Origin of the sequence: Nonlabens ulvanivorans, assembly GCF_000732625.1 — a bacterium.
Classification (GTDB): domain Bacteria; phylum Bacteroidota; class Bacteroidia; order Flavobacteriales; family Flavobacteriaceae; genus Nonlabens; species Nonlabens ulvanivorans.
Genome location: NZ_JPJI01000026.1, coordinates 262,354 through 283,171 on the forward strand (window position 1 = coordinate 262,354; position 20,818 = coordinate 283,171).

Annotated in this window: 19 protein-coding genes and 1 other RNA gene; 5 read left to right on the forward strand and 15 right to left on the reverse strand. The window is 34.9% G+C overall.

The features are described from left to right. Together IL45_RS04985 and IL45_RS04990 are read right to left on the reverse strand one after the other, a co-directional pair. Entirely contained in the window at positions 1-1,302 is a 1,302-nt protein-coding gene (locus tag IL45_RS04985; protein WP_036581059.1) for a hypothetical protein, read from the reverse strand. Between the two features lie 168 nt (positions 1,303-1,470). Further along, positions 1,471-2,013, reverse strand: a complete 543-nt coding sequence (locus IL45_RS04990; protein ID WP_036581061.1) for a CopD family protein — start codon at positions 2,011-2,013, stop codon at positions 1,471-1,473. A 192-nt stretch (positions 2,014-2,205) separates the two neighbouring features. On the opposite strand from IL45_RS04990, the gene hemN reads away from it, so the two are divergent. Continuing rightward, entirely contained in the window at positions 2,206-3,570 is a 1,365-nt protein-coding gene (hemN, locus tag IL45_RS04995) for an oxygen-independent coproporphyrinogen III oxidase (RefSeq protein ID WP_036581063.1), read from the forward strand. Between the two features lie 202 nt (positions 3,571-3,772). Here the strand turns inward: hemN and IL45_RS15250 are convergent, their stop codons facing one another. The 9 genes from IL45_RS15250 to IL45_RS05035 are packed head-to-tail and all read right to left on the reverse strand — an operon-like array spanning position 3,773 to position 12,587. After that, positions 3,773-3,916 (reverse strand): hypothetical protein, encoded by a 144-nt coding sequence (locus IL45_RS15250; RefSeq protein ID WP_170062954.1) that lies wholly within the window; start codon positions 3,914-3,916, stop codon positions 3,773-3,775. Positions 3,917-3,921: 5 nt separating this feature from the next. Next, positions 3,922-4,653 carry a sulfite exporter TauE/SafE family protein gene (locus IL45_RS05000; protein ID WP_036581066.1) on the reverse strand — a complete coding sequence of 244 codons (732 nt, stop codon included), beginning with the start codon at positions 4,651-4,653 and terminating at the stop codon, positions 3,922-3,924. A 1-nt stretch (position 4,654) separates the two neighbouring features. Further along, the gene (locus IL45_RS05005; RefSeq protein ID WP_036581067.1) at positions 4,655-5,098 is read right to left on the reverse strand and encodes a FixH family protein; all 444 of its coding nucleotides are present in this window, start codon (positions 5,096-5,098) and stop codon (positions 4,655-4,657) included. A 59-nt stretch (positions 5,099-5,157) separates the two neighbouring features. After that, positions 5,158-6,579, reverse strand: coding sequence for a cytochrome c oxidase accessory protein CcoG (gene ccoG, locus IL45_RS05010; protein WP_036581069.1), 1,422 nt, complete (start codon positions 6,577-6,579; stop codon positions 5,158-5,160). A gap of 17 nt (positions 6,580-6,596) precedes the next feature. Continuing rightward, the gene (locus tag IL45_RS05015; RefSeq protein ID WP_036581072.1) at positions 6,597-7,547 is read right to left on the reverse strand and encodes a cbb3-type cytochrome c oxidase N-terminal domain-containing protein; all 951 of its coding nucleotides are present in this window, start codon (positions 7,545-7,547) and stop codon (positions 6,597-6,599) included. After that, positions 7,540-7,731, reverse strand: coding sequence for a hypothetical protein (locus IL45_RS05020; RefSeq protein ID WP_036581074.1), 192 nt, complete (start codon positions 7,729-7,731; stop codon positions 7,540-7,542). Before IL45_RS05020 ends, IL45_RS05015 begins: the two co-directional genes overlap by 8 nt. 3 nt (positions 7,732-7,734) lie before the next feature. After that, the gene (ccoN, locus tag IL45_RS05025; RefSeq protein WP_036581076.1) at positions 7,735-9,939 is read right to left on the reverse strand and encodes a cytochrome-c oxidase, cbb3-type subunit I; all 2,205 of its coding nucleotides are present in this window, start codon (positions 9,937-9,939) and stop codon (positions 7,735-7,737) included. A 2-nt stretch (positions 9,940-9,941) separates the two neighbouring features. After that, positions 9,942-10,124 carry a cbb3-type cytochrome oxidase assembly protein CcoS gene (gene ccoS, locus IL45_RS05030; protein ID WP_036581079.1) on the reverse strand — a complete coding sequence of 61 codons (183 nt, stop codon included), beginning with the start codon at positions 10,122-10,124 and terminating at the stop codon, positions 9,942-9,944. 60 nt (positions 10,125-10,184) lie between these two features. Next, entirely contained in the window at positions 10,185-12,587 is a 2,403-nt protein-coding gene (locus IL45_RS05035; protein ID WP_036581082.1) for a heavy metal translocating P-type ATPase, read from the reverse strand. 138 nt (positions 12,588-12,725) lie between these two features. Between IL45_RS05035 and IL45_RS05040 the strand changes: the two genes are divergently transcribed. Beyond that, positions 12,726-13,418: a Crp/Fnr family transcriptional regulator gene (locus IL45_RS05040; protein WP_036581084.1), complete on the forward strand. Its 693-nt coding sequence runs from the start codon at positions 12,726-12,728 to the stop codon at positions 13,416-13,418. On the opposite strand, the gene IL45_RS05045 is transcribed toward IL45_RS05040, so the two are convergent. Beyond that, entirely contained in the window at positions 13,415-14,218 is an 804-nt protein-coding gene (locus tag IL45_RS05045; protein ID WP_036581086.1) for an SDR family oxidoreductase, read from the reverse strand. The two genes, IL45_RS05040 and IL45_RS05045, sit on opposite strands and share 4 nt — an antisense overlap. A 44-nt stretch (positions 14,219-14,262) precedes the next feature. After that, positions 14,263-14,362: signal recognition particle sRNA small type (gene ffs / locus IL45_RS14905), an RNA gene on the reverse strand. An 87-nt stretch (positions 14,363-14,449) separates the two neighbouring features. Here ffs and IL45_RS05050 point away from each other — a divergent pair. The 3 genes from IL45_RS05050 to IL45_RS05060 are packed head-to-tail and all read left to right on the forward strand — an operon-like array spanning position 14,450 to position 17,444. Next, a complete protein-coding gene (locus tag IL45_RS05050) occupies positions 14,450-15,499 on the forward strand; it encodes a glutaminyl-peptide cyclotransferase (protein ID WP_036581087.1) in 1,050 nt (349 codons plus the stop codon). Next, positions 15,499-15,909, forward strand: coding sequence for an acyl-CoA thioesterase (locus IL45_RS05055; protein WP_006797096.1), 411 nt, complete (start codon positions 15,499-15,501; stop codon positions 15,907-15,909). Before IL45_RS05050 ends, IL45_RS05055 begins: the two co-directional genes overlap by 1 nt. Continuing rightward, positions 15,906-17,444, forward strand: coding sequence for a hypothetical protein (locus IL45_RS05060; protein WP_036581090.1), 1,539 nt, complete (start codon positions 15,906-15,908; stop codon positions 17,442-17,444). The genes IL45_RS05055 and IL45_RS05060 overlap by 4 nt, the downstream gene beginning before the upstream one ends. A 364-nt stretch (positions 17,445-17,808) precedes the next feature. On the opposite strand, the gene IL45_RS05065 is transcribed toward IL45_RS05060, so the two are convergent. Next, complete coding sequence (locus tag IL45_RS05065; protein WP_051788657.1) at positions 17,809-19,281, reverse strand: carboxypeptidase-like regulatory domain-containing protein; 1,473 nt, start codon at positions 19,279-19,281, stop codon at positions 17,809-17,811. Positions 19,282-19,297: 16 nt separating this feature from the next. Then, entirely contained in the window at positions 19,298-20,812 is a 1,515-nt protein-coding gene (locus tag IL45_RS05070) for a CsgG/HfaB family protein (RefSeq protein ID WP_036581094.1), read from the reverse strand. Positions 20,813-20,818: the final 6 nt, after the last annotated feature.

Here is a 20,818-nt window from a genome sequence, read left to right on the forward strand (position 1 = left end):
TTAATATCTTACTAGAACTTGAAAAATGTCATCTCCATTACCACCATAAGAACACCTAGTAGATGCAGTGTTTCCATAAACCTCTGCAAATACTTTAATTTCATGCGTCGTTCCCGTAGTAGATCCAGGTAATTGAACATAGCCATTACCATTAAGGTAAAATGGTCCATTCACTATAGTCGTACCTGTCGCACTTTTACTGGTGTAAGCATCTCCTTTATAAGCCACTTTTCTTCCATCTATTTCTACAAATATTCTATAGATTCTAGGTCTTCCATCATAAATAAAAGCATTTGATGTATCCGTTATAGTTACACCTGCCTGATAAACCACTTCAATAAGTGCGTCTCTAGTTAAAGTAACCGTTGTAGCATAAAGCTCTGTAATTGTTCTACCACTTGATGTATTGTCTACAATTACAGGTGTAGATAAAAAGGCTGTATTATCTTCTACTAATTGAGTAATGACGTTTGAACCTTGAATACTTAACTCACCATTTGCATCTACAAATACTGGTGTCGAAACCGATCCTTTATTATTAACATTATTAGTGGAATTTAGAGCATCTATTCTAATTGTACTAGTAGTACCACCGACATGAAGTGTTGCTTGTGGATTGCTGTTTGCAATTCCGACACGGTCTGAACCAGCATCTACAAAAAGCATATGAGATTCTCCTTGTGAAGCGATGCGAGTATCTACATCTAAATTAGTAGGATTCAGAATTGTCTGAGGATTAGAACCACCATCAAATTCTACCATATTATTACCTGCCGCGCTCACGTTTAACTTATCTGTTCCCTCAGAATAGATACCTGTATCGCTGTCTGAATGAAAAGAAAAAGTAGGTGCTGCCGCAGATCCTGCGTTAGAAGCCAAAACTTGTCCATTACTAGTAACTCGCATCACCTCAGTACTATTAGTAGCGATAACTAAATCTTGTGCGTCTTTAGTACCTAAATAATTCTCACCAGATGATGTACCAGGTGTTGTTCCAGTATTACCGTCTTTTTCCCAGTATAAACCTTTACCTACAGGAACCCATTCGACACCAGACCAAAAATAGAAACCTTTACCAGTAGTGGTATTTGTATTATAAACCAGTAGACTTTCTGTAGCACCACCAGTAACAGGTGCTATAGTAGATAAATCTGACAGATCTAATCGTGGTATCAATATACCTTTATCAGTTCCTTCTATATCTAAAGCAGCGTCTGGAGCAGGTGTATCTGTATTGATTCCAACCTGACCGATAGATTGACTACTGAATAGAATTAACAAAACGAATAATACGTTTTTCATTTGGGAGATATTTTTTTTAACGCCGCAAAGGTATCTCGTTAAGATAGGTTGATATATTAACTTTTGATAAAAGAAATCGGTTTTCGTTAAAGAATACTAAATTGACGTTTAACAACAACTTCATATTAAACAAACACCACAAACAACTGATTTACAACATCAATACAACTAAACTTTCTCTCTATATCTTTTATAGATCTTAAATAAAATCATTAAAATAGCCGCTAGCAAGAAAATACCGATTACTCCATAAATCCAATTAATAGCACTTTTAAGTATCACTAAAAAAATTACTGCAAATAAGATAAGGGTCGCACCTTCATTATACAATCTCATTCCGTTTGATGTCCATTTTACTATATTGTTCTCTAATTCTTTAAAGATAAAATGGGTTTTTATGTGATATATAAAAAGTAACAGCACAAATCCCAATTTAACCTGCATCCATTGAGCTTCAATTATCGATGGGTTGATATAAATCAAGCAAATTGCAAATAAAGTGGCTAGAACAGCACTAGGCCATGATATGATATACCATAATCTACGTGTCATTAATTGAAGTTGTTTTAACAAGATTGATTTTGCTGGTTCTTGTTCTTGATGAGCCTCAATTTGATAAACGAATAACCTAGGAATGTAAAAGAGACCTGCAAACCATGTTACAATAAAAATAAGATGTAAAGACTTGAAATATAGATAGTAATCTTCCAATGATTCTTTTTTATGAATTGTCGTAAAAATATTAAATCAATACCAGTATATCACTAAACATCAAAATTCTTTTGTAACAACTTAAGAGCTGACAATTATCATTTTTTTAAAATAGGTATACTGCTAGTTTTGAATCCTTAAACGATGCACACATAGGACTCATTTAAGAGGTGTGTATATTAAAAATCAGGTATGTCTTCACTCGTTCAAAAATACAATGTGGCTGGACCACGTTACACTAGTTATCCTACAGTACCTTACTGGGAAGAGAATTCTTTTACTAAATCAGATTGGGAAAGTTCTGTTATAAAAAGCATTAAAGAATCTAATCAAAAAGAAGGAATCAGCTTATACATTCATTTACCATTCTGTGAAGCGATGTGTACATTTTGTGGCTGTAATAAAAGAATAACCGTAAATCATAATGTAGAGCTACCTTACATATCAAATGTGCTTAAAGAGTGGTCATTATACTTGGCACTATTAGATGAAACTCCTATCATCAGTGAATTACATCTAGGTGGAGGAACTCCGACATTTTTCTCTCCAGAAAATTTACAAATTCTCATTGATGGAATTTTTAAAAATGCTCATAAAGCAAAAAATGTGGCTCTTAGTTTTGAAGGACACCCTAATAACACAACAAAAGAACACTTAAAGACTTTATTTGAATTAGGTTTTAATCGCGTAAGCTATGGAGTTCAGGATTATAACCTAGAGGTCCAAAAGGCTATTCACAGAGTGCAACCATTTGAGAATGTTCTAAACGCTACACTTAACGCAAGAGAAATAGGTTACACCTCTGTCGGACATGATTTAATTTACGGCCTTCCTTTTCAAAAAAAAGAACATGTTATACATACTATTAAACAAACGATAGCACTCAAACCAGATCGTATAGCCTTTTATAGTTATGCATTTGTGCCATGGATAAAAGGTAATGGGCAACGTGGTTTTAGTCAGGATAACTTACCTAGTCCAGATGAAAAAAGAGCTCAATATGAGATCGGAAAAAAAATGCTAGAAGACGCTGGATATATTGAGATAGGCATGGATCATTTTGCGCTGGCTAGTGATGAGTTGAACATAGCTATGGAGACAAAAAAGTTACATCGCAATTTTATGGGATATAGTTCTAGTAGTACACAAGCTATGATAGGTCTAGGAGTTTCTTCTATCAGTGATAGCTGGTACGGATTTTCTCAAAATGTAAAAAGTATTACAGAATATAAAAAGTTACTAGATCAAGATCAAATTCCAGTTTATAGAGGACATTTATTAAACAATGAAGATTTAATCATCAGAAAACACATCCTGAATTTAATGTGTCACTTTGAAACCCAATGGGAAAAGAATGGAGAATTATATTTTAAAGAGATTCCTGATATATTAATTAGTCTTAAAGAGATGGAAGAAGACGGATTACTTATTCTAGAATCTAATGGTATAAGCGTTACTGAAAAAGGTAGACCATTTGTACGTAATATTTGTATGGCTTTTGATCTTAGGTTAAAACGTAAAAAACCGAACACACAATTATTTTCTATGACGATTTAATATGGTAAATAAATTTAATCACCTCAAAAAATCTCCTTTAACTGGGAGATTTTTTTTGCTCTAATATTATTCGTTTCCACGTGTACATTTAGGATTATAAAAAAGAAAGAGGTACTCTAAACAGAATACCTCTTTCAACCAATTAACCAAAATAAATCATGACCAGCCTTACAGCTCGCCCTGAAACATTCTCACTACGGACTTATTCAGCCCTAGTACTTTCATCCTTTGTTTTATCTGTTTTCATCATATTCATAACTATCGCGACCAGAGCGACGCATACCAGTGCAAACACACCTATTAAAACTGCTCCCATGGTCCAATCTACTAGAGGTAACATATTCATAACTTTTATTTTTGATTTGTATTTAAAACTATAGGTGTGTGACAAGACTGCTGCGCAGACTGTTGATTCTTCATATTTTTAGGCGATAGATATGGGATACCTAGACCTAGACCTCTCACGATAAAAAGTAATCCAATTAGGATAACAAACACAGGAACTGCTTTTCTCATAAATGTCTTCACTTTTACAGATATCACGTTACCTAAATAAACGGCTGCCGTCATTAATGGCACCGTACCTAATCCAAAAAACATCATATAAGCAGCACCTTCCATTGCATTTCCAGATCCCACTGCTCCTATAACTGCCATATATACCAATCCACATGGTAATAAACCATTTAAAAAGCCCATAGTAAAAAAAGCATCATAAGTTTTCTTTTTCAGCTCCTTACCCATCGCACTTTTTAATTTACCTACCAGTCTATATAACGGTTTAGTAACTGTAAAATTCATACCTATGAAATAGGTAGTTATTACCATTACTATCATCGCTATTCCCACTGCAATGCTCAATTGCTGTTGCCACCCAAAAAGGTCAAAACTTTTACCTAGCAAGCCTAATAAAAAACCTATCAAGCCATAAGCAAATAATCTTCCAGCGTGATAAACACTAACTTGAAATGCTTTTTGAGTTGGGTTTTTATGATTTACCGGTAACAAAAAGGCTATAGGACCACACATTCCCATACAATGGAAACTGCCCAATAAACCTAATATGAAACCAGACCACAACATATTAATAGATTATAGATTCTTTATATTTAAACGGTTTACCATCTAAGGTACCCGTTATAAGAATGTCCCATCGACCGTCGATTAAGCGATTGTCAGGTATGAGCAAATAATTACCAGATAAGACAATAGGCAAGTCAAAATCTAGTTGCTTATCTGACGGTCTATATAGGGACACTGTTCCTTTAAATTCAGTTTCTTTAATGCTTTCTGGAAACTCAATAGCCCATCCAGTGGTAGTTTTCATACCTTTTATTTCACCCAGATTCTTTGCGTTTTGTTCTGCATCAATTTCTTGTTGAAATAGTAATTCCTTTTTATAATATTCGGTTGTGACCATATCGTGGTCAAAACCTTTATCTGCAAGCATCGTTACAACCATCACCATTATAAAACCTATAAAAAGTGTTATCGCAATCGCTATACCGGTTCCCCAATTTAATTTCATGATGGTAATGTTTATCGTTATTACGCTTTCGCGAAAGCGTTTTCTAATTCAATAATTTTCTATTTATAACTTCTAGGCCCTAAAAATGATGTAGTCGTTGTTTCTATCAAGTCATCACCACTATAGATCCCTATCTCCACACGTTCTTTGTCACCTTTAATAGCACCTGTTTTTAGTTCTATAAATAAAGTCCCTTCTGCAAGGCCTTCTTTTGCTATACTAAAACCTTGATTTTTAACTAGATTAATATCTCCTTTATGAGATAATAATTTAAAATGAATATCATCGATAGAAACGATCGTCTTATTCACCAATTTATAGGTGTACACGTTACTAATCACGTCTTCTCCTTTATGCTCATATAAGGAACCAGGCAATCTTAAAACTCGTGCTTCTACATCATTACGCAGTAGCATCATACCAGAAAATATACCTAATAAAATAGCTAGAACTGCGACATAACCTTTAAGTCTAGGTGTCCATTCAAATTTATTGCCTTTAGTGATATTATCTTCACTTGCATAGCGTATCAGACCTTTAGGAAGGTCTACCTTTTCCATAATCTGATCACAGGCGTCAATACATGCCGTACAGTTAACACACTCTAGTTGTGTTCCATTTCTAATATCTATTCCTGTAGGACATACCTGAACGCACTGCCCACAATCTATACAGTCACCTTTTCCTGTTGCTGCACGATCTTCATTCTTTTTAAATAAGGCACGACCTTCCTCTTTTTCACCTCTTTTATGATCGTATGCAACAATAATAGATTTATCATCTAATAATACACCTTGCAACCTACCATAGGGACAGGCGATTATACAAACTTGTTCTCTAAACCATGCAAACACAAAGTAAAATACTGCAGTAAAAATGATTAATGATAACAATGTACTTAAGTGAGCCAGTGGCCCATCTTTAATATATTTAAACAGCTGGTCGCTACCTATCAAATAGGCAAGAAATACGTTTGCGATGATAAAAGAGATGACTGCAAATATGAACCATTTAGTTCCTTTTTTACGTATTTTTTCGGCATCCCATTTTTGTTTATCTAATCTGATTTGTTTTCCTCGATCACCTTCTATCCAATACTCAATTCTACGGAAGACCATTTCCATAAAAATGGTTTGTGGACACATCCAGCCACAAAAAATTCTACCAAAGGCAACTGTAAAAAAGATGACAAACACCACGCCGATAATCATCATTATAACAAATAGATGAAAGTCTTGTGGCCAGAAAGGAAATCCGAAAATATTAAATCTTCTTTCCAGTACATTCATCATAATGAACTGGTTGCCATTTATTTTAATAAACGGAGCGGCCAGTAAAAATGCTAGCAATCCATAACTTACCCATTTACGGTAGTCATAAAATTTACCTGTTGGTTTTTTAGGGTACAACCAGTTACGCTTACCATCTTCATTAATGGTACCGATGCTATCTCTAAAAACCTCATTCTCTGGTGTCTCCATTTTATCGTTCTTTAAACTTAATCGTTAAACGTTACTGCTGTAGAATCTACTTGAGTTACTGGTGTAGCTGGTGCTACGTCTTTAGGTGCATCTGGATCTTCCCAAATTTCACCTTCTGCTTCTTTAGGTTCTGCAGGAGTTGTACCTTGAAAAGACATCACATAACTTGCAACTTGTGCCATCTCACTAGGAGATAAATCTGCTTTCCAGGACACCATACCTTTACCGTCTCGTCCACCTTCACTAATTGTATTAAATACATTTTTAATTCCACCGCCTAAGATCCAGTGTCTATCTGTAAGGTTAGGTCCTATACCACCACCACCATCGGCTTTGTGACATGCTATACAATTGTCTTGAAAGATGCTTTTACCTGCTTTAAGGTCAGATGCATCAGTAAGTAGAGTCACGGTATTAACATCTATAAGGTTTTTTGCCGTTTTCTTGTATTCTTCTATTTCTTTCTCTGCGACGGCTACTTCTTGCAAGTATTCTTCAGCTTGATCTGGTGCTATATCAAAAACATGATATTTAGTAAGATAAACGACACCAAAAAGAATGGTCGCATAGAATAAATAAACCCACCATGGTGGTAAGTTATTATCTAACTCACGTATACCATCATAATTATGATCTAGTTCTATCTCACCTTCATCTTCAATAGGTTTACTTCCTAGCATTTTTGCATAAGTCTTTTTAATACCTGCAAATTCTTGCTCTTTGCGTGCTATTGTAGCTGCATCATATCTTTCTTTTGCTTCATCACTTAATGTATTGTATAGTACTCTTTCTAGAGTTTTCACACTAGTTTCTAATAGATATGCACATAAAAATAACACACCTAGGATAAGCCATATTAAAGGGTATTCTTGTACTGCCCAAGTTCCTTCTTTACCAGCTACTAGTTCAAATAGAACTAAAGCTAGAATCATAAAAATGATTATTCTAAAAAGTGCTGATTTATTCATCTTCTTGGGTTTTAATTGGTTCGTTTAGTGGCATCTCACTTAAGGTATTGATGTGATCTTTTTTTGCTGTAAACACATAAACAAATAATAATGTGAAAAAAGTAAAAAAGATAAGTAGTGATATAATCGGATAGATGGACACGCCTTCTATCGCTTCAAGATTTCCTTTTATAAATTTGAGCATGGCTTAGTCGTTTTGATTAACACTTAAATCTTCGGCATTTTTAACCTTGATATCGGTTCCTAATCGTTGCAAGTACGCGATAATAGAAACCACTTCTCTATCTCTCATTTCAATAAACTCTTCTCCATTTTCCTCTGCATATTTTTTGTCTGCATTATATATTTTTGCAAAGTCAGGATCGTTCATTAAACTCATTTCTATTTTCAGTGCTTGAGAAGCCATCGTTTCTGGAGCATTTTCAATATCTGCTGGTGAATAAGGAACACCTAGACTTACCATTACCTCCATCTTATCCTGCGTCTGGCTGCGATCATGTTCATTTTCAATTAACCATTTATATGATGGCATTATAGAACCTGAACTGGTTGTTTGAGGATCATAAAAGTGATTTAAGTGCCAGTTATCATTATACTTACCACCTACTCTCATTAAATCTGGTCCTGTTCTTTTTGAACCAAATAAGAATGGATGATCGTATACATATTCTCCAGCCTTAGAGTATTCTCCATATCGTTCTACCTCACTACGGAAAGGTCTAATCATTTGCGAGTGACATCCTACACAACCTTCTCTGATATATATATCTCTACCTTCTAATTCTAATGGAGTATATGGTTTCACACTAGAAATTACTGGTATATAATCATCTACCATTAATGAAGGAACTATTTGAACCAATCCACCTATCAAAATAGCGATTGTTGAATACAAAGTCATTTTTAAAGGCTTTCTTTCTAACCAGGTATGCCATCCTTCACTAGCTGTTCTTTTCTTAGAAACACGAGTTAATGGTGCTGCCTCTACTAGTTCATCTGTAACTGTACTACCTTGTCTAACCGTCATAATCACATTGTACACTAATACTAGCATACCAGCGATATATAACGTACCACCTATAGCACGCATCCAGTACATAGGCATGATTTCATTAACGGTTTCTAAGAAGTTACCATAAGCAAGTGTACCATCTGGATTAAATTGTTTCCACATAAATGCTTGAACAAATCCTGCTACATACATAGGTAATGCATAAAGAATAATACCTAACGTACCTATCCAGAAATGGAAGTTAGCAAGTTTAGTAGATGCTAATTTTGTTTTGAAAAGTATAGGAACTAAATAATATATGATACCAAATGTCATAAACCCATTCCATGCTAGTGCACCAACATGAACGTGAGCAATAATCCAGTCAGAGAAGTGAGCTATCGCATTTACGTTTTTAAGTGACAACATAGGCCCTTCAAAGGTTGCCATACCATAACCTGTGATAGCTACTACCATAAATTTCAACACAGGACTAGTACGTACTTTATCCCATGCACCACGCAGTGTCAGTAATCCATTAATCATTCCACCCCATGATGGTGCAATTAACATTACAGAAAAGGCTACTCCTAGGTTTTGTGCCCAGTCTGGTAAGGCACTATATAATAAGTGGTGAGGACCAGCCCAGATATAAATAAATATTAAAGACCAAAAGTGAATAATAGATAATCTATATGAATAAACTGGTCTGTTTGCAGCTTTAGGCACAAAGTAATACATCAAACCTAAGAATGGTGTTGTTAAGAAAAACGCTACTGCATTGTGACCATACCACCATTGAACAAGAGCATCTTGCACACCAGCATATGCAGAATAACTCTTAAACATATTAACTGGTAAGGCCATACTATTAAAAATATGCAATACTGCAACCGTTACAAAAGTTGCTATATAAAACCAGATTGCTACATAAAGGTGACGCTGTCTTCTCTTTATAAGTGTACCGATAAGGTTCACACCAAACGCTACCCAAATCAAGGCAATTGCTATATCTATAGGCCATTCAAGCTCTGCATACTCTTTTGAAGAGGTCATACCTAATGGTAAGGTAATCGCCGCAGCAACGATAATTAATTGCCATCCCCAAAAATTAACTTTAGATAAAAAGTCACTCCACATACGTGCTTTAAGTAAGCGCTGAGTAGAGTAATATACACCGGCAAAAATAGCGTTACCTACAAAGGCAAATATCACCGCGTTAGTATGAAGAGGTCTCAACCTACCGAAACTAAGCCATGAAATGCCATCTGTAAGGTTAGGAAAAAGAAACATAAACGCCAGTAATAAACCGACTGTCATCCCTACTACACCCCAAAGTATGGTAGCATACAGGAAATTCTTAACGATTTTATTATCGTAATGGAATTGTTCTAATTGCATAATTATTTTGAATTAATTTGGTTGTTTTCTTCTTTAGTTTTAACGACTTCGTCATCAAATAGCATGCGCACACTAGGCGTGTACGTATCATCATATTGTCCATCCTTTACAGAAACTATAAATAGAACAAAAAATAGTAGCGCTACCACAACGCTCACTGCTAATAACATATATATGATACTCATACCTCTTTGAATTATCGTTACAAAAATATTTCTATAGCCTTCCTTAAAACATGACAATTATCAGTTTTGAGAAGTTTTATTAGAAAATTTTCTACCCATATAATTAGTCATAATAGTTGTAAATGCCACAACACTCAATGAACTCACTGGCATTAAAATCGCCGCCATTACTGGTGTTAAGTTTCCACTTAAAGCAATTGATATTCCGATTATATTATAGAATAATGATAGGATGAAGCACCAATTAATAATGTTTACTGCTTTTCGCGAAAGCGTAATCACCTCATCCATTCTGCCTAAAATACTCGCGTCCATAATACCATCACAGGCTGGTGTAAATACGTTTACATTTTCGGCGATAGAAACACCTACATCTGACTGTGTGAGTGCACCAGCATCATTTAAACCATCTCCTACCATCATTACTCGAGCGCCTTGTGATTGAAGTTCTTTGATATAATTAAGTTTCTCTTCTGGTTGTTGATTGAATTTAAGAACTACACCAGATGGCAGCAGATCTTTAAGATGTTCTTTTTCTCCGGCATTATCACCAGATACAACATGTAATTTATAATCCTTAGACAAACGTTCAAATAGTTCATCTACACCTGTTCTATACTTATTCTTAAAAGTGTATTTCCCTTTATAATGCTGATTATAATTAACATGAACTGCGGTCTCTATATGTTCTTCTTGTGTGGCTTGTGATGATGTAAATGACGGAGACCCTACTTTAATGACTTCTTTATCTATTCTAGAAATAAGACCTTTACCGGCTACCTCTTTAAAATCATCTAAAGCTGGTAAAATATCATTTTTTTTGAGTTCATTATACAAAGCTCTACTTAATGGGTGATTTGAACCGCGTAATGTACTAGCAAGATTCTTTTCTTCTTTTTCGTTTAGTGGTTCTCCTTTATACTCTATTTGTGAGGCAGAACTAGTTGTAATCGTTCCTGTTTTATCAAATACAATCGTATCTATTTGAGACATACGCTCGATAATTACAGATTCTTTAAGATATAAACCCATATTGCCATAAATGCGCAACATATTACCCATTGTAAATGGAGTAGATAAAGCTATTGCACAAGGACAGGCAACAATTAAAACTGCAGTAAATACATTAATAGCAGTTAATGGATTAATAAATAACCATATTAAAGCACCTATTACAGCTACGCTGATAATGGTAACTGTGAATTTTTTTGAGATACGATCAACCAGCGTTTGAAAACTAGAGTGTCGTTTCTTTTTGAAAACATCATTACTCCACAGACTGGTCAAATAACTTTGCTCTACATTTTTTATAGCCTCCACCTCGATAAGTCCTGATTGCTGTCTACCACCAGCATATAGTACCTCTCCTAAATATTTAGTGATATGATCAGATTCACCCGTTACAAAACTGTAATCCATCGATGCTTTATCACTTAATAAAACAGCATCTACCGGTAAAATCTCACCTGATCGTATTAACAATCTATCTCCTTTTTCGATTTTATAAATAGGTACTTGATCTTCTTCTACTTGACCATGTTTTTTAAGCAATCTAGTTACGGCTATTGGAAAATAAGATTTGAAATCTCTATCAAAAGAGAGGTATGCATAGGTACGTTGTTGGAAAAATCGACCTAGTAATAGAAAGAATACTAAACCCGTAAGACTATCTAAAAACCCAGTTCCTAAGTCAAACACAATCTCAATCGTACTGCGGACAAATAACACGATAATCCCTAAGGCTATAGGGATGTCAATATTTAATACACCTGATGTAACTCCTTTATAAGCAGATTTAAGATAATCGATACCTGCATAGAATACGACTGGTAATGAAAACGCAAACATCATCCAACGAAAAAGCCCTTTAAACTGATCTAACCAAAATTCTTGTACCTCAAAATACTCTGGAAACGATAAAAACATAACATTCCCAAAAGCAAATCCCGCTACACCTAATTTATAGATTAAAGAACGATCAACTTTTTTATCTTTTTCTTCATAATCATCAAGCGATATATAAGGCTCATAACCTATTGAGGCTAATAATATTGCCAGTGCTTTAAGATCTAATTCATTTGAATTAAAGGTAACTCTTACTGTTTTTTTAGGAAAATCTACTTGAGAAGACTTAACTCCATGATGAATACGTTGTAAATTTTCTAATACCCAAATACAAGAACTACAATGTATCGATGGTATGGATAGTTGCACCACTTGCACCTCTTGCTCATTGAACTCTAGTAATTTTTGAACTATTTCTTCATTTTCAAGAAAGTTAAATTTATCCTTTGAAAAAGAAGGAGATGTACCTGGATTATTCTCGATATCATAATAATTGCCTAGATCATTATCACTTAGTATTTCATAAACCAGTTTGCAACCATTACAACAAAACTTCTTATCATCATGTATGATAGTTTGTTCTGTGCATGGATCTCCACAATGGAAACAATTATCCATAATTTATTTATTTGCTCATTATACCTATTGCAAATGTCATTTTAAAAACAGATTTAAAACATGATAATTATCACATTAGGAAATAGACTTCACTCATCAACATGCTTTAATTTTGTAACTGCCTAATCTGATAATACCATGAGTACAAAATGCGAAAACTGCGTCATTAGACAATACAATGCATTAAGAGTATTGAATACAGAAGACCTTGCTGAAATTAATGCAACTAAAAAGCTACAATCTGTATCAAAAGGAGATATGATCTTTAAAGAAGGGCAACGTTTAAGTGGTATTTACTGCGTGCGCAATGGAGCTACAAAATTATCTAAAATAACAGCCTCAGGTCGCGACCAAATTGTAAAAATCGCTTCTAAAGGTGAGATTTTAGGGCAACGATCTATAGTCTGTGATGAAAATGCAAATTTAAGCGCTACGGCACTTAACGATATGGAAGTGTGTTTTATACCTAAGTCTGCTATTAAAAATAGAATCGCTCACAATCCTCTTTTTGTAAAAGAATTATTGGTAAATATGGCTACAGAGTTAAGAATTGCAGATGACATGATTGTCAACTTATCTGAGAAGACCGTGAAACAGCGTCTAGCGCAAGCGTTATTATATCTAAAAAAACAATTTGGTGAAGATCCTTTAACGGGTGATTTAACCTTAGTTCTTTCTAGAGAAGATCTCGCAGCAGCTATAGGCACTGCAACAGAATCATGCATTAGGCTATTATCTGACTTCAAAAAGAAAGGCTACATTACAACACAAGGAAAAAACATCAAAATTTTACAACTTGATGCTCTAGAAGAGTTGACTAAAGACTTTTAAAGCTTGTAATGTTTCTTGAGCATTTTTTCATAACGCTTTTCAGGCAAGATTTTTTTGAGGACAATCGAAAATTTCTGTAAAAAACTACCAACCTTATAATGTATTCCAGGATTTTTTTCTTGTAGGACATCATAAATCTTATAGGCAACTTCCATAGGGTCACTACCATCATCGACATGCTCATCAATAAGCTTTAAAGTTTGAGAATATCCAGTAGCATAATCACTACCTTCTACAACCGGAGCATGAAAACGACCTGCTGCAATATTAGTAGCAAAATCTCCCGGCGCTACATTGCTAAAATGTATATTTAAATGAGCACACTCCATACGATACGCCTCGGTAACGATTTCTAAAGCTCCTTTACTAGCGCTATAAATACCTCGGTAAGGTAATCCCATATACCCAGCAATGCTGGTTATATTAATAACTCTACCAGATTGTTGTTTTCTCATGTATGGTAACACGGCTTGCAGCACTCGTAATGGACCATAGAAATTTGTATCCATAGCGCCATGTATTTCTTCAATAGGCGTTTCTTCAACCGGACCAGTAATTCCTACTCCAGCGTTATTTATAAGAATATCAATTTTACCTTCTTTATTGATAATTTCCGCAACAGCTTTTTCGATAGATATTGGGTCTTTGACATCCATAGCAACAAGGTCAATAGGACTGTCTGGATAGCTACCAGGATTTCTACTCGTTCCATAAACGGTATAACCTTTACTTTTAAGATAAATAGAAATAGACTTTCCTATACCGCTAGAACCGCCGGTTACAAGAACAACTTTATTCATAACAACCTATTATTGAGATGATTAGATTTGAGTATTGGACACAAAAAAGGCAAGCTACCTACATCACACTGCTACGACCGCTTACCTTTGCTGCGTTCCCGCCCTGGAGGAGTTCAACAGGAGCTAGTTGTGTAGGACTTGCCAGGTGCAAATATAATACCTAGTTTATACTCTGCAAAGATTTTAAGCAAGCAATTTTATCGTTATATTTCGACCTCTTAAAAACCATATATGAACTGGAAAAATGCCGCTATAATCTTACTAGCAACCATCTCGTTAACAGCCTGTAAGAATGATATCGATACCTTTAAAGATAATTATAGTTTAGAGATAACTAACCCTAAAAATTCGTATACCAACTCAGATTCGATCAATTTATCAGTTATAGATGCGTCAGAAATAGGAAATGACAGCATCATTTGGCATATAAATGCTGGTAAAGTTATGGGAGAGAATAGTAATACGCTTTCGCGAAAGCTGGATACTCAACCCTATGGAAAACTAACTTTTGAAGCGTCGATATATAAAGACGGTAAAGTGGTGACTAAGTCTGCACATATTACAAGATTAGCTCCTAATAATGTAAAAGTTTATCAAATAGAAGAAATTGCTACTTATCCTCATAAAACAGAATCTTACACGCAAGGGCTTGAGTTTTATGGCGACTCACTTTATGAGAGTACCGGACAGTTTAAAGAAAGTGACCTAAGAATTACAGATGTAAATAGCGGAGAGGCTTTAAAGAAATTTGAATTACCAGACCACATATTTGCAGAAGGAATGACTATTCTAGACAATAAGGTTTATCAATTATCGTGGCAAGCTGGTTATGGCTATGTTTATGACTTATCTCTCAATCGCATAGACGAGTTTAAATATGGGCGTAGCAAAGAAGGTTGGGGACTTTGCAATGACGGAAAATTCCTTTACAAAAGCGATGGAACTGATAAAATTTGGAAGATTGATCCAATAACTTTTGAAGAAATAAGTTATGTACAAGTGGTTTCTACTAAAAATAGTATCACAAAGATTAATGAGCTAGAATGGATTGATGGTAAAATCTATGCCAATGTTTATCAAACTAATGGTATTACCATTATTAACCCACAAACTGGTGTCGTAGAAGGTATCGTCGATTTAAAATCATTAACCGCTCAAATTCCAAATGCAAATAAGGATGATAACGTACTTAATGGTATAGCTTTTAACCCTAAGAGCGGTACTATTTTTGTAACTGGTAAGAGGTGGGATAAAATGTTTGAAATTAAAATTAAGAAATAGTGATTAGTGCAGATTTACCAACATATACAGTAACTAGAAAAGTTACAGATGCAGAAATTGATGATCTTAACCATGTTAACAACGTGGTTTATAATCAGTGGGCAAATGAAATTGCAATAGAACACTGGTTAAACGTAGGTACAGAGGCTTTAAAAAAGCAATTTGACTGGGTAATGATTAAGCATAATCTAGAGTACAAAGCTGCGGCATTTTTAGGCGATACGATTTTGATTAAAACTCAAGTAGGTCAGGCAACAAATGTTAAATACGAGCGTTTTATAGAAATATATAACGCCACAACAGAACAGCTATTAGTCAAGACTAAATCTGTCTGGTGTGCAATAAATAAAAAAGGTAAACCTGTAAAAATATCTCAAGAGTTAAGAGATCTATTTGAAACACTTACATGAAGAAATACTTTATAATCATTCCGTCTCTATTATTATGTATCATCTTTGCTTCTTGTAGAGATGATTTTGCTTTTTCAAACAGTACGGGAGATTTAGGTTTTTCTCAAGATACCGTTTTTTTAGATACCGTATTTACTAATATAGGATCTAGCACACGTACGTTTAAGGTTTACAATAATAGTAGTGATGATATCGTCATCCCTCGTGTTGCGCTGGCTCAAGGCGAGAACTCAAACTATAGACTAGCCGTTGATGGTGTGCCCGGCCGCATATTTGAAAATGTAGAATTACTGGCCAAAGATTCTCTTTTTGTATTTGTAGAAACCACTATTGATATTAACGACTTCTCATCAGGAGACGAGTTTTTATATACCGACACCATAGAATTTGATAATGGCCCTAACCAGCAAGTAGTAGAACTTGTAACTCTAGTCCAAGATGCTATATTTCTATTCCCAGAAAGAGATGCGCAAGGTATTGAAGAAACTTTATTATTAGGTACTACAGATGAAGGTGAAGAAATTAGGATAAGTGGCTTTTTTCTGGATGATACTGAATTAACATTAACAGCTGCAAAACCATATGTCATATACGGATATGCTGGAGTACCTCCTAATAAAACTTTAACCATAGAAGCAGGAGCAAGATTACATTTTCATAGCGGAAGTGGTATTATTGTCGCAAATGAAGGTAGCCTGCAAGTTAACGGCTTACCTTCAATAACTGATGATCTAGAAAAAGAAGTGATTTTTGAAGGCGACAGATTAGAACCGACATATGCAGACATACCAGGTCAATGGGGTGCTATATGGCTTACCGCTGGTAGTAAAAACAATATTATAAATAACGCAACTATTAAAAACGCTAGTGTAGGTATAATTATGGATAGTTTAAATACAGCATCTACTGGCGCTACTCTTCAAATCAATAATACCCAAATTTATAACAGTTCAAACTCTGGTTTAATAGGAACTACCGCTCATATAGAGGCAGAAAACTTAGTCATTAATAATTCAGGGCAAACATCACTAGTTCTACGTTTAGGTGGTGAATACAATTTCAACAATTGCACTATAGCAAACTACTGGAATAACAGTTTTAGACAAGAACCTACCCTATTTATTTCTAACATCATCCCAAACACAGAATTAACTGAAGACCTAATCAATGCAAGTTTCACGAATTGTATTATTTACGGCGATAGAGATATAGAATATATCTTAGCAGATGATGGCGTGTCTCAATTCAATTTTAACTTTCAAAATTCCTTAATTAAATTTAATGATCGCTTTGATGATTTTGTAGGATTTGCTAATTATGATTTTAATAATGCTAGTTTATACAACCAAAGTGTCTTTAATGTCGACCCTATTTTTAAGGATGAGGATAATAATCAATTACAAATCGATACGACAGGTGGAGCAAATGGAATTGCAAACCCAGCAAATGCGACCGTTAATGATATCTTAGATAACCCTAGAAGCATTACTCCAGATGCTGGTGCTTATGAATCTACTGACTTAAGCGCAGGATAAACCACCGATTAAAACATCGATTAAAAGGGCGTTTACTACCAAAAATCTGTTAAATACAACCTTTAAACGTCAAAATATCTTAAAAATATTGCGAGACAACAGATTAAAGTATATGTTTGTCCTATCTTAAACAAGAATATATTTCTTTTCAAGATATTTAGAAATGATAAATGCCCAGTAAAGAATCCCTACATTCTTACTGGGCATTACCTTTTATAATATTAATACCAAAACGGAATAGGCACAGAACTATTGATAATTGCGTAAGTATCATAGTTAGTTACCCTAGACATATTTGAATCTTGCTCAGGGACTCAAGTCCACTATGTAGATAACGCATTTACTACATAAGGATAAAAAGCGCCTATTCCCAATCTGGCATTATAGCATTTGTAAATAAATCTTCTCTAGTATCTGCTATAGTTAATTCTAGAGTTTGTATTATCGGAGCAGAGTTTCCATCATTATCTTGATTTTTACATATTACTAAACCTTCTGTAGGAGAAAATCGAGCATCTAAATCATTGGTTCCAGCAGGCTTATTAAATGACACTTCTAACTCTTGCAAAGTGTTCAAATTATAAACAAAAAGTCTAGAGTCTAGCAGTCTGTATGCTATGTTTTCAAATCCAGAAATATCTCTAGAATATAATATGGTAGAGTTGTCTGCACTTAAATCTATACTACCAGCAGCACCAGGCATACCACTTAAAACGGTTTGCACCACAGTAGCCTGCATATCTAGTATCAAAATTTCAACATTGTAACCTGCAAAATCATTAGTTTTCACGGCTATTCTAGGCTCATTAACATCTACATCGGTAATGATATTACCATTAGATGTTTGATAAAGTTGTGTTAGACCAGCACCACTAGGCTGTATGGTGTATAATTTATCTAGTGAAGGGTAATAAATTATAGAACCATTAGAAGCCCATGAGATATCGAGCTCATCTAGATTAAAACCAGCAACAGCGACTGTAGAAGTCACTTGCTGTACTTGTGACCCATCTAATTCCATGGTAAACACATGTACCTGTGCTCCGACATTTCTAAGAAATGCTATTTTATTAGCCTGTCTATTTACTCTAGGTCGCCAGCTATTAGTAGTCGTTGTGGTAAGGGCTACTTCTGTTCCGTTCTCATCACTACTGTAAATAACATTATTACCGTTAACCTTACGTACATATAGAAATCTATTGGTCGGAAAATCAGAAGTACTGAAAGAAAATAAAGCACTATTAATAGTCTGGTTGATTCCATCATCTGCTCTTACTTGCCATAAATATGTAGTACCAAAATCCAGAGTCACGTCCAGCATAGGTTCTGTGATATCTTCAAAAACTTCTACCGTATTATCTGAAGTGTTTCTCAATTCAACTATAAAGGTTAAATCATCATCTTCAGGATCAGTTGCTAGCCATTCTAGCGTTACATTAGACGATACGTCGACCTCATTATCTGCCGGTGATACTAGTACAGGAGTATCTGGCGCTCTATTATTTGCCGTTTCAACTTGTAACTCAAATACGATTTCAACTGTTTCATCCACCTCAACTGTAGCACTCTCAAAGTCTGTTAAAAAACCATCTTTCTCAGCTTGTACAGAATACTGACCATTATCTAATTCAAATTCAAATAATCCATCAGCATCAGTAAAAACTGTATTCGTATTAGGATTAGTTGATATTTTCACATTTTCTTGTGGTAAAAATGTCTCGGCAGCTACGACCCGACCTTTCAAGGTTCCTTTACCATTAATTTGTAATTTATCTTCGCTACATCCTATTACTAAAAGTAGGATGGTAATTCCAGCTATATATTGCAGTAATTTCATTTTTTCTATCTTTTAATTATGGATTAGGGAAGTTTGAATTATTACGCTTTCGCGAAAGCGTGTCACCAGCAACTTCTTGCTCTGCTTGAACTCTTAATTTCATTTTTTCAATACGTCTTTGTGTACGACGGTATTTTCTCATTTTACGTTTCTCATCATTATCCTTTGCCTCATTACCACCTAGATAGATATTGACACCTAGACCAAATTTGAGATAATGATCATCACGCTGACCAGCGACTATATAATCTAGATCATCAGATAAAACTGCATTATAATCAGCATATAATTTAACACCTATAGATGGTGATAAGGTATACTCAAGACCTAATCCTGCTTGGACCTTTAAGTCATTCTGTTCAAACCAGTTTGCATGATTTAAACCACCTCCACCATATACATAAGGAGTAAATTTATCATAAGGTAGCATTGTTAAATGCACATTAAGTTCTGATGCAGCAAATTCTCGATTGAATAAATCTGTATTCTTCAGTCTAAATTTATGTACCGATCCATGAATTCCTACATAAGGTGAAAAATTATATTGTGCTCCTAAAGTTAGTGCATACTCATAGTAAGCGTTAGGGTAATCACCATTAATTAAAGTACCACCGGCACCAACATCAACTCGCCATTTACTACGTCTGTTTACCATATTACGTTGATAGACGTCTGTGTTTTCTGCTACCGATTTTTCTTCCTTATAAGCGGCGACCATCTGATCGGCCACAGGTTTTCCTCCTTTAGGATACCATAATTGCGCATCGATCCCTTCAATAATTAATGCTTCAACAGCTTTTTCAATTGCTTCTTTAACTGCTAATTGTCCTGGTTCATTTCTTGTAAAACCAGTTTCTGCTTCTAATAGTCTTTTGAAACTTACGTATCTAAACAAACTCGCATCTACCGCTTGAGAGTAGATTGTTTTTGACACATAAACGGTCTTCATTATTTTACCCGTTTTTGTAGAAACGGCTCTTAAATAAACGGTCACTCGATCCTGTCTATATTTTGTAGAACCACCAGCGCCAAAATATCTCGCTCCTGCTCCACCCGTTAATACGTTAGTATCATAAGAAACAATTCCACCTTCTATAAGCACGCCTGCATATAATAATGGATCTAGTTCCTTAACCTGCGTATTACTGCGTGCTGCATAATCTTTTCGAGTATTGAGGATAATATTACGTTCTTGAAGTAAATTTCCTAAATTTTCTCTTTCAATAGGTGTGAACCATTTTGAATCCTCTAATGCTTTTACTAATATGGTTGTTCCACCTTGGGTAACAGCATTACTGAAGGTACTTCCATTTTCTGACTGTTTGAATTGACCAGTTTGGTCTTCAAATTCATAGACACCGACAACGGCAGGTGCACTAGGTTCTGGTAGAGCGATTAATCTCTTAGAGACTTCAGTCGCTTCTCCTATACGGGCTGGTTGAGTTCCCATGGGTTGATTCATGTATGCTCCACAAGCAGATAATAGCATGGTAAGCATCATGAGAATCATGATGTTTTTATAAGATTTCATAGTAGA